Annotated in this window: 12 protein-coding genes and 11 pseudogenes; 9 read left to right on the plus strand and 14 right to left on the minus strand. The window is 58.2% G+C overall.

What is annotated here, in order from left to right; translation table 11 throughout:
• Positions 1–23 precede the first annotated feature (23 nt).
• Positions 24–412: pseudogene (gene tnpB, locus CBM2586_RS30905) on the plus strand (IS66 family insertion sequence element accessory protein TnpB).
• Here tnpB and istB read toward each other — a convergent pair.
• Positions 409–1,238: pseudogene (gene istB / locus CBM2586_RS30910) on the minus strand (IS21-like element helper ATPase IstB). The pseudogenes tnpB and istB overlap by 4 nt on opposite strands.
• Positions 1,235–2,733 (minus strand): annotated as a pseudogene (gene istA, locus CBM2586_RS30915) (IS21 family transposase). The pseudogenes istB and istA overlap by 4 nt, the downstream one beginning before the upstream one ends.
• A gap of 229 nt (positions 2,734–2,962) precedes the next feature.
• Here istA and tnpC point away from each other — a divergent pair.
• Both tnpC and CBM2586_RS30925 read left to right on the plus strand, forming a co-directional pair.
• A pseudogene (tnpC, locus tag CBM2586_RS30920) lies at positions 2,963–4,507 on the plus strand (IS66 family transposase).
• A gap of 40 nt (positions 4,508–4,547) precedes the next feature.
• Positions 4,548–4,670 (plus strand): annotated as a pseudogene (locus tag CBM2586_RS30925) (ATP-binding protein); the annotation flags it as partial.
• A 91-nt stretch (positions 4,671–4,761) separates the two neighbouring features.
• On the opposite strand, the pseudogene CBM2586_RS30930 reads toward CBM2586_RS30925, so the two are convergent.
• Positions 4,762–5,026, minus strand: a pseudogene (locus CBM2586_RS30930) (transposase); the annotation flags it as partial.
• A 274-nt stretch (positions 5,027–5,300) separates the two neighbouring features.
• On the opposite strand from CBM2586_RS30930, the pseudogene CBM2586_RS30935 reads away from it, so the two are divergent.
• Positions 5,301–5,916: pseudogene (locus CBM2586_RS30935) on the plus strand (IS30 family transposase); the annotation flags it as partial.
• Here the strand turns inward: CBM2586_RS30935 and CBM2586_RS30940 are convergent.
• Both CBM2586_RS30940 and CBM2586_RS30945 read right to left on the minus strand, forming a co-directional pair.
• Positions 5,896–6,162, minus strand: a pseudogene (locus CBM2586_RS30940) (transposase); the annotation flags it as partial. The pseudogenes CBM2586_RS30935 and CBM2586_RS30940 sit on opposite strands and share 21 nt — an antisense overlap.
• 125 nt (positions 6,163–6,287) lie before the next feature.
• Positions 6,288–8,414, minus strand: a complete 2,127-nt coding sequence (locus tag CBM2586_RS30945; RefSeq protein ID WP_012354770.1) for a prolyl oligopeptidase family serine peptidase — start codon at positions 8,412–8,414, stop codon at positions 6,288–6,290.
• Positions 8,415–8,647: 233 nt separating this feature from the next.
• On the opposite strand from CBM2586_RS30945, the pseudogene CBM2586_RS30950 reads away from it, so the two are divergent.
• Together CBM2586_RS30950 and CBM2586_RS30955 are read left to right on the plus strand one after the other, a co-directional pair.
• Positions 8,648–9,052: pseudogene (locus CBM2586_RS30950) on the plus strand (transposase); the annotation flags it as partial.
• A gap of 412 nt (positions 9,053–9,464) precedes the next feature.
• Positions 9,465–10,792: pseudogene (locus CBM2586_RS30955) on the plus strand (IS4 family transposase).
• On the opposite strand, the gene CBM2586_RS30960 reads toward CBM2586_RS30955, so the two are convergent.
• The 4 genes from CBM2586_RS30960 to CBM2586_RS30975 form a co-directional block, all read right to left on the minus strand.
• The gene (locus tag CBM2586_RS30960) at positions 10,764–11,864 is read right to left on the minus strand and encodes an IS5 family transposase (protein WP_115691563.1); all 1,101 of its coding nucleotides are present in this window, start codon (positions 11,862–11,864) and stop codon (positions 10,764–10,766) included. The pseudogene CBM2586_RS30955 and the gene CBM2586_RS30960 overlap by 29 nt on opposite strands.
• Positions 11,865–12,088: 224 nt before the next feature.
• Positions 12,089–12,322 (minus strand): transposase, encoded by a 234-nt coding sequence (locus CBM2586_RS32740; RefSeq protein ID WP_012354716.1) that lies wholly within the window; start codon positions 12,320–12,322, stop codon positions 12,089–12,091.
• A gap of 715 nt (positions 12,323–13,037) precedes the next feature.
• Positions 13,038–13,805, minus strand: coding sequence for a hypothetical protein (locus tag CBM2586_RS30970; protein ID WP_012354717.1), 768 nt, complete (start codon positions 13,803–13,805; stop codon positions 13,038–13,040).
• 165 nt (positions 13,806–13,970) lie between these two features.
• Entirely contained in the window at positions 13,971–15,452 is a 1,482-nt protein-coding gene (locus tag CBM2586_RS30975) for an aldehyde dehydrogenase (protein ID WP_012354718.1), read from the minus strand.
• An 896-nt stretch (positions 15,453–16,348) separates the two neighbouring features.
• Here CBM2586_RS30975 and CBM2586_RS30980 point away from each other — a divergent pair.
• Together CBM2586_RS30980 and CBM2586_RS30985 are read left to right on the plus strand one after the other, a co-directional pair.
• Positions 16,349–17,074: an IclR family transcriptional regulator gene (locus CBM2586_RS30980; protein ID WP_012354720.1), complete on the plus strand. Its 726-nt coding sequence runs from the start codon at positions 16,349–16,351 to the stop codon at positions 17,072–17,074.
• A gap of 1,051 nt (positions 17,075–18,125) precedes the next feature.
• The gene (locus CBM2586_RS30985) at positions 18,126–18,713 is read left to right on the plus strand and encodes a helix-turn-helix domain-containing protein (protein ID WP_012354721.1); all 588 of its coding nucleotides are present in this window, start codon (positions 18,126–18,128) and stop codon (positions 18,711–18,713) included.
• Between the two features lie 281 nt (positions 18,714–18,994).
• Here CBM2586_RS30985 and CBM2586_RS30990 read toward each other — a convergent pair.
• The 3 genes and pseudogenes from CBM2586_RS30990 to CBM2586_RS32745 all read right to left on the minus strand — a co-directional run.
• Positions 18,995–19,417, minus strand: a pseudogene (locus tag CBM2586_RS30990) (transposase); the annotation flags it as partial.
• Positions 19,418–19,478: 61 nt separating this feature from the next.
• A protein-coding gene (locus tag CBM2586_RS30995; RefSeq protein WP_373429603.1) for an IS3 family transposase occupies positions 19,479–20,617 on the minus strand; the annotation gives its coding sequence in 2 pieces (ribosomal slippage) (positions 19,479–20,350 and positions 20,350–20,617; 1,140 coding nt in all).
• A gap of 24 nt (positions 20,618–20,641) precedes the next feature.
• The gene (locus CBM2586_RS32745) at positions 20,642–20,896 is read right to left on the minus strand and encodes a transposase (RefSeq protein WP_012354723.1); all 255 of its coding nucleotides are present in this window, start codon (positions 20,894–20,896) and stop codon (positions 20,642–20,644) included.
• Positions 20,897–21,255: 359 nt separating this feature from the next.
• Between CBM2586_RS32745 and CBM2586_RS31005 the strand changes: the two genes are divergently transcribed.
• A complete protein-coding gene (locus CBM2586_RS31005) occupies positions 21,256–22,356 on the plus strand; it encodes an IS5 family transposase (RefSeq protein ID WP_012354583.1) in 1,101 nt (366 codons plus the stop codon).
• A 167-nt stretch (positions 22,357–22,523) separates the two neighbouring features.
• Here the strand turns inward: CBM2586_RS31005 and CBM2586_RS31010 are convergent, their stop codons facing one another.
• Together CBM2586_RS31010 and CBM2586_RS31015 are read right to left on the minus strand one after the other, a co-directional pair.
• Positions 22,524–23,543, minus strand: a complete 1,020-nt coding sequence (locus tag CBM2586_RS31010; RefSeq protein WP_012354724.1) for a zinc-dependent alcohol dehydrogenase family protein — start codon at positions 23,541–23,543, stop codon at positions 22,524–22,526.
• Between the two features lie 74 nt (positions 23,544–23,617).
• Positions 23,618–24,571 (minus strand): branched-chain amino acid ABC transporter permease, encoded by a 954-nt coding sequence (locus CBM2586_RS31015; RefSeq protein ID WP_081479564.1) that lies wholly within the window; start codon positions 24,569–24,571, stop codon positions 23,618–23,620.
• Positions 24,572–24,618 lie beyond the last annotated feature (47 nt).

A 24,618-nucleotide genomic window follows, 5' to 3' on the forward strand; every position in this document is an offset into this window, starting at 1 on the left:
GAGCTTGCTGGAGTGGGTTCGTGATGCCGGGCCTTCCCGCTGGAACGCGGGTGTGGCTGCTGCTGGTGTGACCGATATGCGCTCTGGCTTCAACAGCCTGGCCGCGAAGGTGCAGACCGTGCTAGAGCGGGACCCGTTCAGCGGCCACGTGTTTGTGTTCCGTGGCCGACGAGGCGATCTGGTCAAGGTGCTTTGGTGGAGCGGTGATGGCATGTGTCTGCTGATGAAACGGCTTGAACGCGGCCGCTTCGTCTGGCCTCGTGCGGATGGAGGTGTCGTCAGCCTGAGCCAGGCGCAGCTCTCAATGCTGCTGGAAGGCATCGACTGGCGACTAGATAGCGTCAAGCAGGACGGCCGGTCCAGCGACAATCATTTTGGCCGGTTGGCCGGGATGATTGTCGGTGAGTGTTAGGTCATGGTTGTCGCTCCGTTATCGATGTCGCGGTGATTGTCGTTGTCGCTGGATGATTGTCGTCGGCGAGCAGACTGCTTGTCGCTTGCGGTGCGCCGACGGTAGCTTTCGACGTTCATTTCAAAGATCGTCGAATGGTGGACGAGTCGGTCAATCGCGGCGATGGTCATGCCGGGGTCAGGGAACACGTTGTCCCAGCCTGAGAACGGCTGGTTGGCCGTGATCAGCAGACTGCGCCGCTCATAGCGCTCGGCGATCAGTTCGAATAGGACACTTTCGGCCTGTCCTTGCGGGCGTACGACAGGTCGTCCAGGATGATCAGGTCAAAGCGGTCGAGCTTGGCCAGGCTGCAGGTAACTGCAGGCTCTGCCTGGCTGCCTGCAGCTTCTGGACGATCTCGCTGGTACGCGTGAACAGTACCCTGTACCCAGCGTCGATCAGGGCATGCCGATGGCCGATCCGAGGTGGCTCTTCCCACCGCCCGGCGGGCCGAAGATCAACACATTGGCACCTTTCTCCAGCCAGGAATCACCGCTCGCCAGTGCCATCACGTGCGCCTTGGAGACCATGGGCACAGCACTGAAGTCGAAGGCAGCCAGCGTCTTGGTTGGATCCAGCGGGATTCGGTTCGGTGTCGTTCGATACGCCGCTTGGCCCGTTCGGCCAGTTCGTGTTCGAGCAAGGCGCCAAGCAGCCGGGTTGCCTGCCAGCTTTCCTTGTCGGCGCGCTGTGCGAACTCTGGCCAGAGCCGGCCAATGGTGGGCAGGCGCAGTTCGTTGAGCATCAACGTCAGGCGGGCGGCATCAATTGGGAGCGGCGCGTTCATGCTGCGACCCCCTGGCCCAGCAGGGCGTCGTAGCAACTGGTCGCCGGCATCTGGACATGGATGACGGGTGATCGGCTTGCCGCGGCGAGAACTCCTCGCGCAGCGCTTCCAGATCCGGCAGATCACCATCGCCCAACATGGCTTCCAGGCGCACGGCCAGCACGGCTTCGATACCGTCCATGGCCGCCAGCTCAAGCAGGCCAACCATCGTCTTGCACGCGTCGCGTTGCGACAGCCGGGCATCAAGCTGCTCCCAGGTTCGCCGATAGGCCTCCCGAGGGAACAGATCGTCCCGGAACGCCAGGCCCTTGAAGGCCTGCGGCTTACGTTTGAGCCCCTCAATGAAGTGCCGATAGTCGATAGCGCGGCGGGTGCTGTGCGCGGCGTGGGAGCCCCGAGGAGTGCTGAACACCATGGCTCCGGACAGGTAGCAGTCCAGTCGGTCGCCGTACACACGCACCTTCAGACGGTGACCAATCAGGCGGGACGGCGCGCTGTAGAGGATGCCGCGCACGGTGAATGTGCTGCAACGGGTGACACGCGCTTCCTCTTCGGCAAAGTCCGTCGTGCGCCGGGGAGGCAGGTCCGTCAACTGCTCGCGCTCGAGACGGAACGCCGCTGCATGACGCCGGTTACGACGCATCACGACCTCGCGCAGGAGCGCCTCATAGGCGGCTCGATCCTCGAAGTCCCGGTGGCCGCGCAGCATCAGTGCCTGGTCGACAGCCTCCTTCAGATAGCGGTGGGATGATTCCACACTGCCGTTCTCGTGGCCCAGGCCGCGGTTGTTACGGGTGCCGGTCATCCCATAGTGGTCCAGCAGGGCTTCGTAGCGCGTTGTGAAGTCCTCCTGCTCCTTCAGGTTCTTGAACGCCGCCGAGAGGCTGTCGGTGCGATGTTCTCGCGGGCAGCCGCCGGCCTGCCAGAGCGCGTTCTGCAAGCCCGAGGACAGCGCCTCGAAGCTCTCTCCGCCTTCAACCACTTGGGCGTACTCCCAGCGCGAGAACGCGAACACGAAGTGATACAGGCGGTGAGGGAATGGAACGCCGGAGATGGTGATGCCCAGCGCCTGCATATCGGTGAAGTCCGACAGTGCCCGGATCCCCGGCGCGTGTTCCTGTGGGAAGAAGACTTCTTTGGCCGGTCCAGACACAGCCCGCCACTTGCTGATGCGCCGTTCGAGCGTGCGGCGCATGCTGTCAGGGTATTGGTCGGGATGGTCGTCCTGGAGCTTGCGCAGAATGGTGATGGCTTGCAGGCGCGGCTCGCTAGCAAGCATCGGCACGACCTCGGTGTCCCAGACCTCGACGAATGGATCGGGCCGCGAGCGCCAGTAACGGCGGGGCTTCTGCGAAGGCAGTTGGCTATCACGTTCGATACGCCGGGCACTGCGCACACTGATGCCGGCCTTGGCAGCGGCAATCTCCTGGGTATGCTGTTTGCGTTTGGACATGTAGAGGCTAACCTGTTGGTCGGTAATACGGGTTCCAGACATGGACTGACCGCTTATTGATGCGATCAGCCATCGTAGAACCCGGCCAACTCGGCGCCGCCGGTGGCGGAAACTCTCCGGCGGCTACGCCGCCTCCGAGTTCCCGCCACCGGCCAAGATGTTTGTCGCTACGCCGGACAAAATGATTGTCGCCGCCCAGGCGACAGCCGGTGCGCACGGCGGAGCCGATCTCGGCGTTGTAAACCTGAGTGCCGGCGCGTAGACTGCTGGCATGACGACGGCGAACGCGTACCCGGACGACATCGAAGCGCTCAAAGCCCTCTTGCTGGAGCGCGATGCCCGCATCGGGCATCTGCAAGACGTGGTCGAATCGCAGAAGGCAGCGACGGCAACGGACAAGGCGGAGATCGAGCATCTCAAGTTGCTGATTGCAAAGCTGCGCCGCATGCAGTTCGGCCGTCGCTCGGAGAAGCTGGACCGCCAGATCGAACAGCTCGAACTTCGCCTAGAAGAACTCGAGGCCGACGAAGGTGCCGCACCCATCGAGATCCACAGGACGCCGCGTACGGCACCGGAACAGGTACAACGTAAGCCGTTGCCAGAACACCTGCCGCGCGAGTTCCAGACTCATTGGCCCGAATCACGTGATACCTGCACGGCATGCGGTGCGCCGATGAAGCAGCTTGGCGAGGATGTCTCCGAACAGCTCGAATATGTGCCAGCGAGCTTCCGGGTCATCCGGCATGTGCGACCTGGCTGCATGCTGCGATCACATCGCCCAGCTGGTCGAGCGAGGCATGGCTGGCCCGGGACTGCTGGCCCACGTGCTGGTCGCGAAGTTCGCGGATCACCTGCCGCTCTACCGACAGTCGGTGATCTATGCGCGTGAAGGCGTCGAGCTGGATCGCTCGTTGCTGGCGAAGTGGGTTGGTCACAGTGCGGCGCTGCTGCAACCACTCGTCGACACACTGCGTCGACACGTCATGGCGGCGACGAAGCTCCATGCCGACGATACGCCAGTGCCGGTGCTCGCGCCAGGCAATGGCAAGACTAAAACTGGACGCTTGTGGTGTATGTGCGTGACGACCGGACGTCGGGCGATGCTACTCCGCCGGCCGTCTGGTTTGCCTATACGCCGGACCGCAAGGGCATCCACCCGCAGCAGCATCTTGAATCGTTCAACGGGACGTTGCAGGCCGATGCCTACGGCGGCTACCAGGCGATCTACGAAACGGGACGGGTTGCCGAAGCAGCGTGCTGGGCCCATGCCCGGCGGCAGTTCTACGAATTGTATGCAGCTCGCCCCAATTCCTTGAATACCGAGGCCCTGGAACGCATCGGCGCGCTCTACAAGATCGAAGAGCAGATCCGGGGCAAACCACCCGATGTGCGCCAGGCGTATCGACAGGCGCAAGCGCGTCCACTACTCGATCAACTCCACGCGTGGCTGAGAGCCACGTTGGAGACGCTCTCGCGCAAATCTGACACGAGTCGAGCGATCCTGTACGCACTGAACCGGTGGGAGGCGCTCACGCGCTATTGCGACGACGGACGACTGGAGATCGACAACCTGCCGGTCGAACGTGCGCTGCGCGGGGTGGCCATCGGAAGACGTAATTACCTGTTCGCGGGTGCTGACTCAGGTGGGGAACGCGCCGCTGCAATTTACAGCCTGATCGGCACGGCAAAACTCAACGGCGTCGATCCCGAGGCTTACCTACGCTTCGTGCTCGCACGCATCGCGGATCACCCGATCAACCGCGTCGACGAACTCATGCCGTGGGTCGTCACTGAGCAACTGGTTACGCCAGCGTAACTGCTGCGGCCGTCAAGACGGTACTGGCTACTCGCTTACGAATGATCCGACGCTGGCTGACGCCATCCTGGACCGGCTGGTCCACCAGGCGCACAAAGTGGCGCTCAAAGGCGAATCCATGCGCAAGCGCACGGCAACCGACGCCAAGAAACGGGCATCGTGATCACCTACGCTACAATCTCCTGACCGCGCAGTACCACCTTCCTTCCCTGATCACGTTCGCCGAAACCGCTGATCACCTTCACCGAAATCCGCAACCCGGCGAACTCCCGATACAGCGGAACGTCGTGCAGCGCTTCTTCCATCGCCGGGTCCGACAGGCCGAACCATTGCTGAAGGAAGTGGATGCGCAGCATCGCCTCGACCGCGAACGGGGGACGGCCGCGCTTGCCTTCTGGGGCGTACGGAGCGATCAGCATCACCAGATCGGCCCACGGCACCACACGGTTCATCTCGTCCAGGAATTCGCGCTTGCGGTTGCGCTTGGTCGACAAGTTCAGCAAGGTCAGTTTGTTTCATGCGCCACATGCTCGCTGGCTCGACGATTCATTTCAAGCACATCTGCTGGCTAATTTTTGCAGAGCATCCTTAACTTCAAGTTTCGCGTCACATCCATCCCTGCAAAATACAACTCTGACTCGAGGAAAGAAAATGCAGTCATTCGCAAATTTAATTCTGAATTCTATAAGTAATAATCACGGCGACCTCAAAATCTGAAGTGCAACACCTTGCCATCCGGTAAGGTGTGGTGAATGACAAAAACGAAGTACCGCAACTGCAATCCGAAGAGCGCATGCGCATCGAGATTTGGAAGGCGGAGAAAGTCAGTCAGCGCGAGATGGGCGCAGGCTGGGGCGTGCGCCTTCAACGCTGAAGCGCGAGCTTCGCCGCAACGCGACAGCAAGCGGTGGCTATGGGGCAATGACAGCGTAAGCCCGCCGCGCGCAACGCCGCCAGGCCAGCCGTCCCGCCCGCAAACTCGCTGCCGACAGTGTGCTGTGGCGCGTGGTGCGCCACTTCCTTGACCAAAAGTGGTCACCCCAGGAAATCCCGCTACTCTCAAGCGCGCCTTTCCTGACCACCGCGAGCGCCACGTGTCCCACGAGACCATCTACAACGCCATTTACGCCTACCCGCGCGGCGAACTGCGTCGCCAGCTCATCGCTTGTCTGCGCCAGGGCCACGCTAAGCACCTGCTGCGCTCGCGTGGCACCGACCGGCGTGGCCAAATTCCCGACATGGTCAGCATCCATGAGCGCCCGCCTGAGGTCAACGACAGGCTCATGCCCGGGCACTGGGAAGGCGACCCCATCAAGGGTGCGGGTAACCGCTCGGCAGTGGGCGTACTGGTGGAGCGCATGAGCCGCGCCGTGCTGCTGGTCAAGATGTCCGATGCCACCGCGGCTTCGGTCTGCTGGCCCCCGGGGGCTGGCCACTGCCGCAGCATCGATGCTTGCCCGACTCCAATCGATCTGACCATGCTCGCGCAGGCGGGTTAGCAGGGCCAGGTGCATGCGCGTCCAGACGCCACTGGCCTGCCAGTCACGCAGACGACGCCAGTAGGTCATGCCGCTGCCAAAGCCCAGTTCCTGCGGCAAGTCTTTCCACGGAATGCCGGTGTGCAAAGCAATCACGATGCCGCTTAGCGACAGTTTCACCAGAAAACACGCCTATATCGCTAATATAGGTTAGCGGTGGGGAGTCGTAGGACGATCATCGGTATTTGCACGGGGGACTATTCTTGCCGCAAGAAAGCCAGTGTGTGACGCTTAAAATCGGGTCACGCGTTCGGTCGTAACGACGCCCCAATCTTTGCCCGCAGGAACTCAAATGTCGTTGCACTGGCGCGGGCTCTGGTTTCGGGTTCGACGCCAGCGCCATGACCGCCATCGCGCTGTTCTAGGTAGAAGACCTCGCGATGTCCGAGTGCCTGCATTTTCGCGACCATCTTTCGTGCATGGCCTGGATGCACGCGATCGTCAGTGGACGATGATGTGAATAGAACCGGCGGATAGGAGACGTCCGGCTTTACGTTGTGATAGGGTGAGTAAGCCATAAGCATCCGGCGATCGTCGGCATCGTCGGGATTGCCGTACTCGTCGACCCACAAAGCGCCCTGCAACAACAGGTGAAAGCGTGACATGTCGAGCACTGGCACATGCGAGATAACGGCACCGAATAAATCCGGACGCTGGATCATGCACGCTGCGGTTAACAACCCGCCGTTGCTCGCCCCTTGGATCGCGAGTTGCCCCGGGGTGGTAACACTGGAGCTGATCAATGCCTCAGCGACGGCAATGAAATCACCAAATGCGACCGGACGTTTTTCTCGTTGCGCGGCTTGATGCCAGCCAGGCCCGAACTCACCTCCCCCCCGGATGCTCGCGATTGCGTACACACCGCCCGGTTCTAGCCAGGAGAATCCCAAAGTGCCCATATAGGCGGGTGTATCGAGCCGGATTTCGAATCCGCCGTATCCATAGAGCAGGCAAGGTCGAGGGGTACCCTGAAGATCTGCCTCGCGGCCGATCACCCAATAGGGAATCTGCACGCCATCGGGTGCCATGGCATGCCGGCGCAACGCGAGGAATCCGGTTGAATCGAAGCGTGCGGGAAGCTGTCCGAGCTGGTGCCAAGGTGTGTCACTGGAGAGATCGGCATGGTACAGCGCTGGTGGTGTCAGGAAGTGATCGACGTAGATCAGTACAGTGTCATCGCGTGCTCTATCGACGGCGGTCACAGATGCTTCGCATCCGGCCGGCAACGGATACGCTCGAGATTGCCACGTGTCGTCGACCGAGTCTGGCGGACGCCAAAGCGTCACGCGGGTAACGCTTTCGCTCTTGTCAGAGACGATTAGCCAGTGCTTCGTATAACGCACCCCCGACAGTACATTCTCGTCAGTTGGCGTGAAAAGTACGGTGAAGTGGCGATCACCGTCGAGAAATGCGTCACGTCGAATGGCCAGTAAAGAACCGCCCCGATAAGCCGTCTCGTTGACGTGCCAATTGGTGCGCGGCGTGACGAATAGCCATTCGCTCCACTCAAACAAAGCAGCCGTATTACGCGGCACATCGTACAACCGCCATTCACGAGCCTTTTCATCGAGCCAGAATTGCTCCCGTTCGTAGAATGTCGTGCTGCGGCTTGCAATATGACGTGCTTGGATTGGGTCGTAATTCGCTGACGCACCCAAGTCGTCAGGCTCGCATTCGAACACCACCGGCGCATCCGCTACTGGCGTTCCGCGCTTCCATCTGCGCACCTGTCGCGGGTGACCGGAAACAGTGACAGCGGGGGCCGCGTTTACTGCGCTGTCATCCCAGCTCGCATAAACCGTATCTCGATCGATCCATGCAACGCTGTGGTGACCGGAATCTGGTAGTTCGAATCCGTTCTCAACAAACGCACGCGCTTCCACGTCGAATTCCCGCACGATACAAGTATCGGAACCGCCGGGCGACAGGAAGACCAGTGCGCGATCAGCAGTGGGATAAATAAGATGAAAGCCCGCCAGAGCCCAGCGCGTGCCGTCCCCGTTTCGGTTGTTCAAGTCAAGCGCATCGACCTCCAGTACCACTTCCCATTGTGGGTTGCCCTCGATCCAGGCATTCCAGGGCGTACGCCGTACGAAACCGAGCGGATGCGCTCCGTCAAGCCAAGTATTGTAAGCCCAGTTACCCCAGCGCGAGCATATGACGATGCGATCTTGGTCCATCATGGTCTCGACGAGCCGCTTAGTTAGCACGTCGGCGGCTGACGTGCGTCCGTACATTTCCATAGTACGGGCTGTCTGAGCGAAAACCCATGAATTGACAGTGGGACTATCGAGTTCTTCGAGATCGATATACGGATCGGCAGCGTTACCTGTCGGCGGCCAAATAATTTTCGATTGCGAATTTATCATAATGAATCATCCATTAAAGTACTTTCAGAAGGAACAGCTTCATCTTTCAAATCGCCCGATTCGGTTCAACTAATCGTGCCATTTCGACATGGTTGAGGTAGTCGAGTTCCATGATGATTTGCGCGCTGCGCGGCACATCGATTGGCTACCACTCGCCACACGTGACCTGCGCGTCCAACTCGATCGAGCCAGAGGTTTTCGACTTGCCCCGAAACCAGCATCGCAAGCAAGCCCTTGCGAAGGGGATTGCGTGGGAAGACTTGCCGCAGGAACTGGGCTTCGGCCGCGGTATGACTTGCTGGCGTCGCCTTCGTGATTGGTAGGCCAGCGGCATCTGGGAACGCTTGCAACTGGCCCTGCTGACGCGATTGCGTGAGCATGACCAGGTCGATTGGAGCCGGGCGAGTATCGATGGTGCGGCTGTGACTAGCCTCCAGGGGGGCAGCAGACCGGCCCGAACCCCACCGACCGTGGCAAGCTCGGCACCAAACGCCACCTCGTCGTAGACCGGCGCGGCGCTGGCCGTGACCGGTGCCAATTGGCACGACTCGGTGGTCTTCGAAGCCCTGGTTGATGCCATACCCGCAGTGCCGGGGCTGCCTGGCGGGCCGCGCAGCCGCCCCGACAAGCTCAACGCCGCGATTGAAACACCGCCGCCGAACCGTCATTGCATCCTGATGGCGGACACTTCGGTTACGATTCACCCCGTCACTCAGGACGCCAGCGCAAGGTGTCCGCCTTCGCATGGAACACTGTCCGCGATGAGTCTGGAATCACTGTCCGCCATCAGTGGAATGCGCACGAATCTTGCGGGCTTGCGTTCAACGAAGGAAAGCAATAGCAGTCCTGAGCCCAACGCAAACGATTGAATGTGACTATACAAAAGTCCTACGAACTCAATTTAACGGCGATCAGTTATAAGGCATCCCCTTATACGGAAGTAGGACCGTCTCCGCGGCGAGGCTTGGAGCTTGAAGTCCCGGGAATTTCGAGGTAAGGGGGTTGTTAACTTCGCCAGACTCGCGTTTACTCTCGGATTTTCGCGCAGCAATGAGCAACGAGTCGGGGGCATGGGTGGACGAGGAATTCGAGAGTCTGGATCTTGGTGATCCGCGGCGGGATCGGCGCGCCAAGGAGCTGCTCAAGCGGTTTGCGGCTCTGCCGACGGCGAGCATCCCCGGCGCATGCGATGACTGGTCGCAAACCATCGCGGCATATCGGTTTCTCGGCAATGAGCAGATCGATTGGCGGGACGTAATGCAGCCGCATTGGGAGCGCACTGCAGCGAGGGCCGCGCAGTTTCCGGTGGTGCTGTGCATCGCTGATACAACCGAATTGAACTTTAATGGCCAGGAGATCGACGGGCTGGGTCCGTTGACCTATGAAGCCCAGCGGGGCATGTTTTTGCATCCGACCTACGCGGTGACGCCTGACCGCGAGCCGCTGGGGGTGATCGATGCCTGGATGTGGGCTCGGGAGCCCAAGGACGCCGATGGCAACCGGGGCGGGATCAAGGAAAGCGTACGCTGGATTGAAGGATATGAACGGGTTGCGGAGCAAGCCGCGCTATTGCCGCAGACACGGCTGGTGTATGTGACAGACCGCGAGGGTGATATTGCCGAGTTGATGGCGCGCGCCCAGGAACTTGGCCAACCGGCCGACTGGTTGATCCGCAGCCAACACAACCGCAACCTGGCCGAGGGCGGCAAGTTGTGGGATAGCGTCGACGCCAGCCCGGTACTCGGGAAATCACCTTTATCTTGCCAGGGCGAGCAGGCCAGAAGGCGCGCGAGGTCAAACAGGAACTACGCGCCCAGCGTATGAAGCTGCCGGGTCTGGTCGGAGCGGAGTTCACCTGTGTGGCGGCAAGGGAGATCGAAGCGCCCGCAGGCGTCAAGCCAGTGGTTTGGCGATTGGTGACGAACCGAGAAGCGCAGGACGCTGATGCGGTCAACGAACTTGTTGAATGGTATCGGGCAAGGTGGGAGATCGAGATGTTCTTCCATGTCCTGAAGACCGGCTGCAAGGTCGAGGCGCTACAGCTATCGCACATGGATCGTGTGGAGCGGGCCTTGGCGTTGTATATGGTGGTGGCATGGCGCATTGCCCGCTTGATGCGGTTGGGCAGAACCTGTCCGGATCTGGATGCGTCGCTGTTCTTCGATGCCGACGAGATTCGGGGGGCATACGTGCTCTCCAAGAAAGCTCGCCCGAAGACACCGGTCACACTCAATCAGATGATTCGGTTGGTTGCTTCCCTGGGCGGGTTCCTTGGGCGGAAGAACGATGGCGAGCCCGGCGCCAAGACGATCTGGATCGGCATGCAGCGAACCATGGACGCCGCGCTCACTATTCAAACACTGAGGGAAGAGTCATGACTTCCGTATAAGGAAATGGGTTGTAGGCGGCCATGCTCAGCACAAACATCTGATCGACTTTCTTCAGACCGCGCACTATCACCTGACGCATGCGCCCCACGGTCTTGACCCACCCGAAGCCCTGTTCGATCAGCTTGCGCTTTTGTTGCGAGACGGCATAACCGGCGCTGGAAGCAATGGCATCAGGAACGGCCGAGCGACGACCCGATGTGTTCTGCGCCACGTGGGGCGTCACCTTCATTTCCAGGCAGGCCTCAATGAACTCGTGCGCGTCATAGCCCTTGTCCGCGCCCACGGTGACTTCCACATTCAGGTCTTCAATCACCTGCCTGGCATCGTTAAGCATGACCTTTGCGGCCTCCCGCTCGGCGTGTCCGTCCGCCTTGGTCACCATGGCGCTAACCACCAGGCCATGGCGGTTGTCGCTCAGGGTATGACCCATGTAGCGCAGCTCACTGGATGTCTTGCCCTTGCGGTAGAGCTTGGCATCGGGATCGGTCTTGGATTCGTGTGTCTCGTTGCTGCGCTTGCGACCTTTGAAGCTGCCGCCGGCGTCATCGTCTTGGTCGTCGCCATCCTTGCGCACGAAGCTCTTGTGGCCTGCCCACGCCTGTATCAGCGTGCCGTCCACGCTGAAGTGCTCACCCGACAGCCAGTTCTTCTTCTGCGCGATGGCCAGCACCTCGTTGAAAAACTGGATCACCGCATCATGCTTGATCAGTCGCTCGCGGTTCTTGGTGAAGACCGTGGGCACCCAAACTGAGTCGTCCATCGACAGCCCGATGAACCAGCGAAACAGCAGGTTGTATTGCGTCTGCTCCATGAGCTGGCGCTCAGAGCGAATGCTGTAGAGCACCTGCAGCAGCATGGCCCGCAGCAACTTCTCCGGCGCGATACTGGGGCGGCCACCCTTGATATCGGCCTCGTACATCTGCGCGAACAGCCGGTCCATCTTCACCAGCGCCTGGTTGGCCATAGTCCGGATCGAGCGCAGCGGATGGGACTGCGGCACGAAATCCTCCAGCCTCCGCATAGTGAACAAGCTTTCCGTGAAGGTATCTGCGCCGCGCATGAATGTGGGATTGGATGGGATCCTCAAAGCAACGCTTCAGCCAGTCGTCGCGCTGACGTCCGCTGGAGGTATTTCAGCGGCCTGTTAAGAGCTGGTGAAGGCGGGCGACGCCCCCAACTCAGGCCATTGGCGCCCATGGGCCAGTAAAGCTTTTCGGCAATCTTGTAGGCCAGTGCCACCACGACGTCCTTGAGGCGCCGCTGCAGCATGGGCAGTGCCCGTGCCTAAGGATATCTGGTGCGCGTGAGCATCGTTTGTCCTGCGTTGACCACCTGTCGTCGCAGAAGCGTTGCCGCGCGCTTGCTGATGTGCCCAAGCGATACATGACCGCCGTGCCGGTCTGTGCCGGAATAGCCGCAGGCTTGCGGCGAATGCCCTGCCTGTGCGAGTGGCTGGGCAGAGAATGGTGCGACCAAGGCAGTAGCGGTAATAGGGCCCAAGCCGGACATCTGGTCCACAATCTGCGCGGCCGGATCAGACCTTAGCCACTATGTAGGTCACGCGCAACCAGTAGGATCTTCTATTCATCGAATTCGCCAAGCGCACGGACTTTCCGCTCCAGCGCCGTGTCAGCAAGAGCGGTACGACGCGAGCGAACTACGGCCCAGCGCTCTTGGCCCGGAAGGACAGCGTACCGAAGTGCAAGCCTCACCCCAGCAGCCCCGGCATTTGGTTGCTCTGCCGGGTACGCGTACTCTCCTCCACCTTGAGTGTTGGATCCAGTTCTCACTCTGGCACAGCGACGCCGCCGATCAAGCGAGAGCCCCTTTTGCCTTCGAGGCTTTGGCTTAGCGTTAGATGGGCGGTTCATTCCAACTCCCCTCATCCGCCCCGATTTTGAAGAAAACCTGCCGTGCACTATCGAAGCATGCGTCGCTTCGATATCATTTTTTTGCCTCACACGGAAAATGAATAGATGGAAGACAGACTAGCTAGCCGCAACGACTAATGTTCGTCATGATGATGAAAAAATTTCCCATCAGTTTGTCGCGATCGATTGGCCTAATAATTGGGTTACCCCCGGAGAACGGAACAGGCTTACAGCTAATATAGCGGCATGCTTAGTCGGAATATCTGGCTCATTTTGAATTGGTCTATGCCTAACCGCGCATTGGCCTTTGGTTGGTCGTGAAGCTAGGCGTGTCAGCAATGATTTCCTTATACATCTGTACGTCACATCTCAAAATCCTCCTTCGCCAGCCATTGGCTAATGTATCCTCCCAGTGCCTTCAGAAGGGCATCAGAGCACATACCAGCGGAACCGGCTAATGCAGGGCAAAGCACGAGCTGCGTGCCTGTGTCGTCGTAGACATGAAGTATTCGGACCTGGTCCGCCGGCTTCAGAGTGTGCTCTTTATATGAAAGCCCGCGCATACCGAAGGCATGCACATAATCATCTTCATGACGCTCGCCTAGACACACCACCACCTTCGGCTGCTCGCGCCGACGTAACGCCTCGATGAAGCGAAAGCGTCCTCCATCACGGCAAAGAGACATGTAAGCGACTTTCGAAGTGAGTTCAGGTTGCATGCTAAAGCGTCGCCTCCAGCTCTGGCCATCGTCTGTACGAATTGGGAGCGGAAATAGGCTGAGCATGAATTCCCAGCCTTGCGGTCGGTACAGAAGATCTGAAAGATATTTCTTCCAGTCACCACCATCTTCGTCGCCAAACAGCACCATTTGACGAGCAGCTGACATAATACGAGCGATCCGCTGATGTGTCTGCCACCGGACTATCGCCGTTGCATGCTGAGCTCGAAAGGCGGCGTCCCAAGCTGGACATTCAAGCTTCGGCATCAGAGGCGAGACTAGCGATATGCAGCCCCTTCTCGGCGAATAATTGCAAAACCAAACTGCAGCGGACGGGTTTCCTCCTTCCATGCCGAGAAAAGACGCAAAATAGCTGCCTAATTGCTGGCGGGTAAAAGCGTTTGTGGTCATGATTCAGCTTCGTGATGGCCCTGTTAGAGTTTACCATTAGCTTCAAAATGAAAAAATATCGCGTCACCTAAACGATCAACAAAAAAATCGATATTTTTGTTTTCTCCCTTTATCTTACCCTCATTCCCTATGTATAGGCCAATTTCCTACTGCGGGGCCAATTTGCTACTGCATATTTGCGCTGACTTTCTTAGCCGGCGTCCCTGCCTTAGTTGAAACCCAGACACTTTTGGTCTCGAGGAACTCGCGCACAGCTTCGATACCGTTCTCACGGCCAATACCGGATTGCTTCATGCCACCGAAAGGGAGGTTGAAGCTCATCGCGCGATAGGCGTTAATCCACACTGTGCCGACCCTGAGCGCCTTTGAAACACGAAGCGCCTTGGAGATATCAGCTGTCCATACTCCGGCGGCGAGCCCATAAATAACATCATTGGCGATCCTCACTGCGTCCGCTTCGTCATCGAAGCCCATGACCGAGAGCACGGGGCCGAATACCTCTTCTTGCGCGATGCGCATGTCGCTCTTTACGTCGATAAAAACGGTGGGCTGTACAAACTGCCCACCAGAGAGATCCCGCATAGCCTCACCTCCTATTACACAGCGAGCACCTTCTGACTTGGCGATGTCGATGTACCGCAAAACCTTTTTATACTGCTCCGGTGTTGCTAGAGGACCGATGCTATTCTCCGGTGCGTTTGGATCACCGATTCGCGCCAATGCAACCATGCTGACAAGTTGATCGACGAAAAGGTCCTTGATACTATTCTGCACCAGCAAGCGGGACCCTGCCACACAAGCTTGACCGGTCGCTGCAAAGATCCCCGACACAACTCCACTTACTGCCTGTGCGAAGTCGCAGTCTTCGAACACAATATTGGGCGACTTGCCACCTAATTCCATTGAAACCCGTTTCATAGACTTTGCAGCAGCCGCGTATACCTTTGCCCCGGTGGCATCCGATCCAGTAAAACTCACCTTGGCGACGTCAGGATGTTCCACCAACGCAGCCCCGGTCTCCGGACCAAATCCAGTGACAACGTTGAATACTCCACTCGGGAAGCCGGCGTGCTGGGTTAACTCCATGAACTCCAGTGTGCTCGCCGAAGCAAATTCTGATGGCTTCAGGACCACGGTGCAGCCTGCTGCCAAGGCGGGCGCGCATTTCATCGCTACGAAAAGCAAAGGCGAGTTCCAGGCCGTCAAGGCACCGACCACGCCAACTGGCTCGTGGGTCGTAAAAGCAAAGGCATCGGACCTATCCAAAGGAACAACAGCGCCTTCTATCTTGTCAGCTAGGCCGCTGAAGTACCACCACCACTCCGACTGCGACCGAAGCTGGTTCAGCACCTCAGTCATCACCTTGCCATTGTCCCGTACCTCAGTTTCTGCCAGGCGCTGGGCGTTTTCAAGGACCAGATCACCGAGACGTCGCATTAGTTTGCCGCGCGCCGTGGCTGTCATCATCGCCCAAGGTCCCGCCTTCAGGGCACGCGAAGCTGCCGCTACCGCGATATCAACGTCTTCCTTTGTAGCTCTAGGGATGCGTGCCCATACCTCGCCGGTGTACGGGTTGACCGTATCGAACCACTCCAGTCTTACTGGATCGACGTAACGGCCGTCGATGAACAATTTATAGCGTTTCATTTGAATCCAAACTCTCCTTTTTTAATGAGCATTGGGTCGGTATTACATTTCCATTATTCGACAGCGCCTTGCTATGGTCCACAGCACCGCAAGTGCGTCGACTCAATTCTTGCTTTTGCTCGCATTCATGCGTCAAGCACATCACCCGACGCGGATGATTGCCATCGATTGGCGCTTAATGACCTCGTTCCCATCTGCAATTGTTTTCTGGTCGGTGCCGGCGGGAACCTGTTAAACAATGCCCCCAGTCTGCAAAGGCTTTAGGAATCAACACCTCCAACGCCCGAACGGCTGGCAAAGCTTGATCATGGAGCGATCGTAACCCTTTGAGGAAGCTACGTCAGTTCACGGTGTGATCCCGAAGGGTCAGTCCAGTTTCCGACTCAGTCACAAAAGATTTACGGCACCTCCGCCAGCGCTGTCGGACAAAATGTGAGATTTGTCGGGATCGCTCCAGTCAGGCTTACCAGAATCCGTTCCGGCTTTCCTTTGGTGCTAAGTACCGAATGCAGCCTGAAGGGCCCTACGCGCGTCCATAGTGAGGCCATCGGCCCACAAGTCTGCAGAATGCAAGCAAGAAAAGCCACGGCGTGTAAAACATCAACCGCAAACCTCATTGATCAGCGATTCCCTTCAAGATCGTTGCCACACATTTTGTAGGTTCCTTTGCAAGCTCGCTCCAGCGCTTAGCTTCTTCGCTCATGAAGGTGAGCACGAAATTTGCTGAGTGCGTGTCGACAGATAGCCTCAAGCCATGGCGCCACCACCCTTCTACCTAAATAAGAGCGTCATTTTGTTGACACGGCAAGTTTTTTCCGTATGTAATGATGACGACTTGATTCAGTTTAAGGTACCGCCTTTACGAGGTCAACAGCTGTATCTCTCTTTATCCAACGATGCCACGCAAGCCACAAAACACATCAATTTCTGACCAAAATTCTGCGCCCGGAGGTGCCTCAAGTGTGGACCGCGCTTTGTCCTTGCTTGACGTGTTCACACCACAATTTGCTTCGCTCTCACTGACTGAGATAGCGAAACAGACAAGGCTATATAAAAGCACCGTACTGAGGTTGCTAGCCTCCTTGCAACACAAGGACTATGTTCAACGTAAAACAGATGGAACCTACTGCCTCGGCCCACAAATCGCGCGTCTTTATGCAATCTACGCGTCGTCATTTTCGCTCGAAGAAATCGTTATGCCGGCGCTGCGTGAACTCACAGAAAAAACCAAGGAGAGCGCTGCATTTTATGTACGACAAAAGGAGTTCCGTCTCTGCCTCTATCGAGTTGACTCCCCACAGCTGGTTCGCGATCATATACGGGCGGGTGAGATTCTCCCAATTGATCGCGGCGCTGGCGGCCGCGTATTGCTGGCCTATTCCGGTGCGCAAGGGGAAATCTACGATCGGATTCGTAAAGATGGCATTGCTATGCTAGTCGGAGATCGCGTACCGGTGCTCAGCGGCATATCAGCTCCTGTTTTCAATGCTGCAAGAGAACTCGCTGGCGCCGTCACACTTACAATGCCCACGTCTCGCTATTCGGAAACTTTTGCGAAACCCGTACGCGATGTGGCAATGAGTATCTCATCGAGATTGGGCGTCGCCGACTTTAACGAATGATGGCACTGAGTCCCTCACATTCCCTTTTGAGAAAATGCACTGGCGTGCGAAAGAGCCCGTGACCTCTGAGTGTAGCCGATCAGGCGATTCGATACGGAACCTCACCATCACCCATGGAACTGTAGGATCATTGTAATGGCATTCACGCGGAAGCGCGCGCGAGATCCGGCGTTCTGTATGTTTTAAGCATTCAGTTCTTTCGGCGCGATCTGAGCAACTGCTTTCGTGCACGATTGACGTTGCCTTGACGACCAACAACGCCTCGCTCGGGACATTTCGTCCAGGGACTTGGAAAGCGCGCTGAGCGAGAAGCGTGAAAGTCAAATGGGCCACGCCAGCGATGATGATGAAGGCGGGTCATCGACTCGGATTCGATAGGTGTATCGACATACAACTTACGGGCGCCACGGAAATTGCAGTATTTGAGAAGGCAATCAATCAACCGGCTGACGACGGCCCCAACACGGAGGAAGCTCTCATGCAGGGGTATGCGGCATCGATGGATGCCGCCGTATGCTGCGGGTCACTTCATCAGCCGTAGCGCAGTGGTTTTGCTGAAGATCGAGATTCGCGAGCTGCTTAAATTTCGCCACTCAGCCATAGGGACGCCCCGAGAGGCGTTGATCTCTTACGACTGACGCGCCGTCCGTGCAACGGAGTCGCATAGCGAAGTAGCGAGTTGCAAGCGCCACTCAGTACCGGATGCCAACGAAATGACATGGCGGTACAGTCATACGATGGGTGCTGAAATCCACAATAGTTGTTTGTCGAACGGCTCAGGACATGCGTGAAACCAAAGTCTTCCGACGTTCGGCGGGGGGTTAGCATTAGTGCAATGCTCAGGGATTTGTTGCAGAACAGATGACCGAATCTGGGGAGGAACCCTCACTTGACAGAAGCAGAGCCAGCTTGTGCAGGGAAAGCCGAATAGGTTTACTATAGAGGACGATAGAACACCAAATAGCCCCAGTGTTTAACCGCCACACTTGGCGAGGCCGATTTGCAACCTAGGACAGAAGGACGCGATCGCGAGGTCGGTATAATGGCGGCCATGATTGATACCTCCTCCTCTTCCACCCGGTCGCCTGTGGACCCAACAGGCGCGATTTCAGCGCGCGTGCGCATCGAGCGCGAATCGCGAGGCTGGTCAATGGGCGAACTCGCTGAGCGCGCCGGCGTGTCAAAGGCCATGATCAGCAAGATCGAGCGTGGTGAAGCGAGTCCGACCGCAACAGTCCTGGGTCGGCTCTCCGGAGCCTTTGGCCTGCAGCTCTCGATGTTGCTGGCACTGGCCGAACAGTTTGGCAATCGCCTTTGCCGTGCCGCCGATCAGCAAGTCTGGACCGATCCCGAGACTGGCTATACCCGACGCGCGGTGTCGCCGCGCAATGGTGGCATGCTGGAACTCGTGGAAATCATGCTTCCAGCCAATGTTCGGATTTCTTACCCGTCATCGGCCTTCATCTTCCAGCACCAGCAGATCTGGGTACAGCAAGGGACCCTGGTGTTTGAGGAAGGTCAACTGGTACATGAGCTAGAAGTCGGCGACTGTCTGCAACTCGGTCCTCCCGCACCATGCACCTTCATCAATCCTGGCAACAACCCGTGCATCTATCTCGTTGCGTTGGTCAAGCGCTAGGGAAGTGCTTATGTGGACGCCTCCCGGATAGCAAGCTCGATTTGACATGGTGGTCGACAGGTAGAGGCAGCACGCTTATGTCCGGCCCGTTTGTTGCAGGCCTTAAGGCCTGCTGGCCCATATGGAATTCGCTGACGAGGTCCCCAGCTGATTATCGAGCCTTGCGGCTCACGTTCCCTATCGGGTCTTCCTCGTCCCGGTCCAACCTGTTAGCCATCATGCGATCATTGCTTGCGCTCCTTGAGAAGGGTTGATCAGTCCTGGTGTATCCGCTTGGGAGGCTATGATGCAGCTATGGGCAGGTGTGCCTCATATCTCCCTTGCCTGGCCAATACTGCCCAGATGGTCCTGGCGAGTTTGTTAGCTACCGCAGCGACCGCGACGTTGAAGGGACGTCGCTTGAGCAATTCGTCGAGCCAGGCGGTTCCCGCACCTCGAGTGACCACGGATCTGGCGCCGTGTATGAGCAAGGTGCGGAGATAGGTGTCGCCACGTTTGCTTATCCCTAGTTGGCGTACATGACCTCCGGTGCCAGTTTGTTTGGGCACCAAGCCTAGCCACGCGGCAAACTCGCGCCCAGAGCGGAAAGTCTTGGCATCGCCGATGGCAGCTACCGCCGCCGTTGCGGTCAGCAATCCCACGCCGGGGATTTCAGCAATCATCCGGCATTCGTGATTGTCGCGAAGGGCAACCTTGAGCCGCCGAGAGGTGGCGCCGTTTGTTCGGACAGAGATCCGGAGTTTTTAAGTGGAAGCGCTGGGGCAGTCAGGCTGCCGATTTGATCGCTGGCAGCGTGGCGAAGTATGCCTCATCCGGGGTCTGGTCCGCCAGACTGGAATGGGGCCGTCGTTGGTTGTACCAAGTTAGGTAGTTAGCGATAGAGCGGCGCGCATGGCTGACCGAGTCGTAGGCTTTCAGGTAGACCTCCTCGTATTTGACGCTGCGCCAAAGGCGTTCGACGAACACGTTGTCGCGCCAACTGCCCTTGCCGTCCATCGACAGTCGGATGCCGCGGTCGAGCACAGCGTCTGTGAACCCCGTCGCGGTGAACTGGCTGCCCTGGTCGGTGTTGACGATCTCCGGCGTGCCGTATTTCGCAAAGGCCTCCTCCAGCGCCTCGACAGCATGGCAGCTCTCCAGAGTGATCGCCACCCGGTGGGCCAGTACTTTGCGGCTCGCCCAGTCCACCACCGCCATCAGATACACGAAGCCCCGCGCCATCGGAATGTAGCTCGTGTCCAGCGCCCACACCTGGTTGGCGCGATCGATCGTCCGGTCGCGCAGTAGGTATGGCCAGATCTTGTGCGCCGCATGCTTGCGGCTCGTGTTGGGGCGACGGTACAGCGCCTCGATGCCCATGCGCTTCATCAGCGTGCGCACGTGCCGGCGGCCGACCGGGATGCTCTCCCGTCGCAACAGGCGGGCCAGCATGCGTGCGCCCGCGAAGGGATGCTCCAGATGCAGTTCGTCGATCCGGCGCATCAGCCTCAGATCCGCGTCGCTGATTGGACGCGGCTGGTAGTAGACGCTCGATCGGGAAATGTCGACCAGCTTGACCTGGCGGCTCACCGGCAGCGGGTGATCGCGGTCAATCATCGCTTTCCGCTCAGCAATCCCGCCTTGCCGAGCGCGTGCTCTAAAAAATCGTTCTCCAGTGTCAATTGGCCTATCTTTGCATGCAGCGCCTTCACGTCCACCGGCGGCTCGGCCGCAGTCTTGGTTTTGCCGCCGCCGAACACGTCCGCGGCGTGCTCCGCCAACTGTTGCTTCCACTCCGTGATCTGGCTCGGGTGCACGTCATACTGCTGGGCCAATTCCGCCAGCGTCTTGTCGCCCTTGAGCGCGGCCATGGCCACCTTGGCCTTGAAGGTTGCCGAGTGGGTCCGTCTGCTTCGTTTCGTCATCTTCTGGATCCTTTATGCCCGCCATTATGGCCGGCTCAGGCCCCAGCTCTTCCACTTAACCGACTGTCCGAATTTCCGCCGCCACCTCTCCGTTCGAGCGTAGCGATTTCTTTGTCGGTAAGCCTCGATGGCGATCAGCGAACGCTCACGCCTAGTGAAGAAGTTTGTGACTTGGCTTCTCTTCAGCTTGATACGCTCAACTTCGCCGGTGCTGACATTCACAGCATGTAGTTGGAAAACGTGCTTGGCAATATCCATGCCGATGACGGTAAGTTCCATTTTGGATCGCCTCCTGCTTAGGGTCGCTGCCCACTCGACGTCTCCCCCCACTTTGGCACAAAGGAACTATCGCCAGCGGAGGATCCTCACAGGGCTCTTGCAACTAGGTGCGCCGTTGCCAGGGGGAAGGCGTCCATACCATCTGATCAATGAGGTTTGCGCTTGATGTTGCACAAGCCAAGGACTTCAGCTTTCGCAATGCGGGAGAGATAGGCCGATTCAAGCTGTCTTTCTCGCGTTTTCGCACCCGTTCTGGCCGCGCTGTGTGCGCATAGCAGGCCGCTGAAATACCTCCAGCGGACGTCAGCGCGACGACTGGCTGAAGCGTTGCTTTGAGGATCCCATCCAATCCCACATTCATGCGCGGCGCAGATACCTTCACGGAAAGCTTGTTCACTATGCGGAGGCTGGAGGATTTCGTGCCGCAGTCCCATCCGCTGCGCTCGATCCGGACTATGGCCAACCAGGCGCTGGTGAAGATGGACCGGCTGTTCGCGCAGATGTACGAGGCCGATATCAAGGGTGGCCGCCCCAGTATCGCGCCGGAGAAGTTGCTGCGGGCCATGCTGCTGCAGGTGCTCTACAGCATTCGCTCTGAGCGCCAGCTCATGGAGCAGACGCAATACAACCTGCTGTTTCGCTGGTTCATCGGGCTGTCGATGGACGACTCAGTTTGGGTGCCCACGGTCTTCACCAAGAACCGCGAGCGACTGATCAAGCATGATGCGGTGATCCAGTTTTTCAACGAGGTGCTGGCCATCGCGCAGAAGAAGAACTGGCTGTCGGGTGAGCACTTCAGCGTGGACGGCACGCTGATACAGGCGTGGGCAGGCCACAAGAGCTTCGTGCGCAAGGATGGCGACGACCAAGACGATGACGCCGGCGGCAGCTTCAAAGGTCGCAAGCGCAGCAACGAGACACACGAATCCAAGACCGATCCCGATGCCAAGCTCTACCGCAAGGGCAAGACATCCAGTGAGCTGCGCTACATGGGTCATACCCTGAGCGACAACCGCCATGGCCTGGTGGTTAGCGCCATGGTGACCAAGGCGGACGGACACGCCGAGCGGGAGGCCGCAAAGGTCATGCTTAACGATGCCAGGCAGGTGATTGAAGACCTGAATGTGGAAGTCACCGTGGGCGCGGACAAGGGCTATGACGCGCACGAGTTCATTGAGGCCTGCCTGGAAATGAAGGTGACGCCCCACGTGGCGCAGAACACATCGGGTCGTCGCTCGGCCGTTCCTGATGCCATTGCTTCCAGCGCCGGTTATGCCGTCTCGCAACAGAAGCGCAAGCTGATCGAACAGGGCTTCGGGTGGGTCAAGACCGTGGGGCGCATGCGTCAGGTGATGGTGCGCGGTCTGAAGAAAGTCGATCAGATGTTTGTGCTGAGCATGGCCGCCTACCACCTCGTGCGCATGCGCTCGCTGGGACAAATCCGTCCGCAGTTGCAGTAATCGCGCTAATGAGGCCGGAATGGGCGCCAAAACGCGGAAAAAGCCGAGGCAGTGACGTCCGGCTTCCGGATTGTGAAAAACAGCGCTCCCCTCCTTGCGGGGAAAAACTCATCGCTAGCGCGATGAGTACTTCAGCAGCCTGCTATTGCGCATTCGAGCCGACGACATCACACCGAGTGGCGAATACAGATTTTTCCGAAATGCTTGCCTGAAGCGAGGTAATGCATTGCTGAATGAAGCGCCTCGAATGGGAATATGCGATCGACCACGGGGCGCAATCTGGTCGCTTCGAAATGGGTTAGCATTGCTTCCAAGTCGGCACGGCTGCCGACAGTGATGCCTTGCAACCTGATGTGCCGCGTTACAACCTGGCCGAGTGGAATTTTTGGATCAGAACCGGAAAGGACACCGATCAAGCTGATTGTTCCTCCTGTCCGGACAGCGCGCACGGACTGGGCTAGCGTATCTGCCCCCCCGACTTCAACAATGTGATCGACGCCGACGCCCCGCGTATGCTCTCTCACCGTGCGCCACCATTGTGGCTCCTTCTCGTAATTAATCAGGTAGTCCGCTCCAAGCGACTTCGCGCTGGCAAGTTTCTTGTCGCTGGAAGACGTAATGATCACGACCGCGCGCAGTGACTTCGCAATCTGGAGCGCAAACAGAGAGACTCCGCCAGTCCCTTGCACGAGGACGGTTTCCCCTCGCTTCAGTCGCCCCTCGGTGATCAGGGCTCGCCACGCCGTTACACCCGCAGTAGGCAACGTTGCGGCTTCAAAATCAGAGAGGTAGGCGGGCACACGGCATACCCCTTCCTCGGGTATCACCAAATGGGTCGCCATGGTTCCATCCTGCTCGCAACCCAAGCTAGATTGCATTCGTTCGGCGTTTGGTGCACCGTCCACCCACGTTTGATAAAAGATCGGGCATACACGCTCACCTACCTGAAACCGAGTTACCCCAGCGCCTACGGCATCAATGACACCCACACCATCGCTTAGAACGATGAGTGGCAGATCTTTCATTCGCTTCCCGTAACCGTGGCTAGGAATAATGAGATCGCGATAATTCAAAGCCGCAGCCCGCATCTTGAGACGCACCTCCCCTGTGGCTGGCTGAGGCATCGGTTTGGACGCCATCTGGAGATGCTCGATGGACCAGTCCTGCTCAACTTGGAATACACGCATCGTATGTTCCTCTCTACGCTTTGGTGCTCGCACCTACCATGCGATAGCCCTTCAGAAAATCTCAGCAGCAGCAGCTACCTCGTGTTGACCGGCTTATGAGCCAAGTCACGCCGTCGACGGACGTGTGACCTTATCGCATGCGACTGCCTTCTCGCGACGAATGCGTTGGATTCGCCGGCGATACCCTTCCGGAATAGGAGCACGCAGAAAATGAACGTCAAGCCGGTGACTATCGTGACGGATTCGCCCAGGGCATCGAACCACTCGATATGAGTAGCTGTTGCCAGCGCTTCACCAATTTCGCCTAGCTCATTCTCAAGCACCATGATGACAACAGCGCCGACAATGGGCCCTATCAGGGTGCCAACTCCGCCAACTAGCGTCATGAGTACGACCATGCCTGACAGGCCCCAATGCACATCGACCAAGGTCTCGAAGCCGAGCACGATCGCTTTGACAGAGCCTGCCAAACCGGTCAGGACGGAAGACAGGACAAAGGCCATCAGCTTGTATCGATCGGCATCGTAGCCAAGGGAGATGGATCGAGGCTCGTTTTCCTTGACCGCCCTGAGGATTTGCCCGAACGGAGATTGGACGATCCGGGTAATCAATGCGAGGGCGGCCACGAATATTGCCAGTACAACGAAGTACATGGTCGTATCGTCCCCAAGATCAAGAACGCCAAGGAGTTTGCCACGCGGGATCCCCTGCATGCCGTCTTCACCCCCAGTAACCGGCGCCTGGAGACAGACGAAATAAACCATCTGAGCCAGCGCAAGCGTGATCATCGTGAAGTAAATCCCTTTCCGCCTGATCGCAAGACTAGCCATCAGGAATCCAAGAATGGCAGAAACCACCATACCGAGTACGATGGCTCCTTCCATTGGGATGCCAAGATCGCGGGCTGCGTATCCGGTCACATACCCGGCCGCACCGAATAGTGCTGCATGGCCGAAAGAAAGAAGACCGGTGAATCCCATTAGAAGATTGAATGCACATGCAAAAAGCGCGAAGCACATGATCTTCATAAGGAGAACGGGATAAACGAAGTTGGGCAGGAGCAAAGCGATGCCTA

This window comes from Cupriavidus taiwanensis, from assembly GCF_900250115.1.
Lineage (GTDB): Bacteria > Pseudomonadota > Gammaproteobacteria > Burkholderiales > Burkholderiaceae > Cupriavidus > Cupriavidus taiwanensis_B.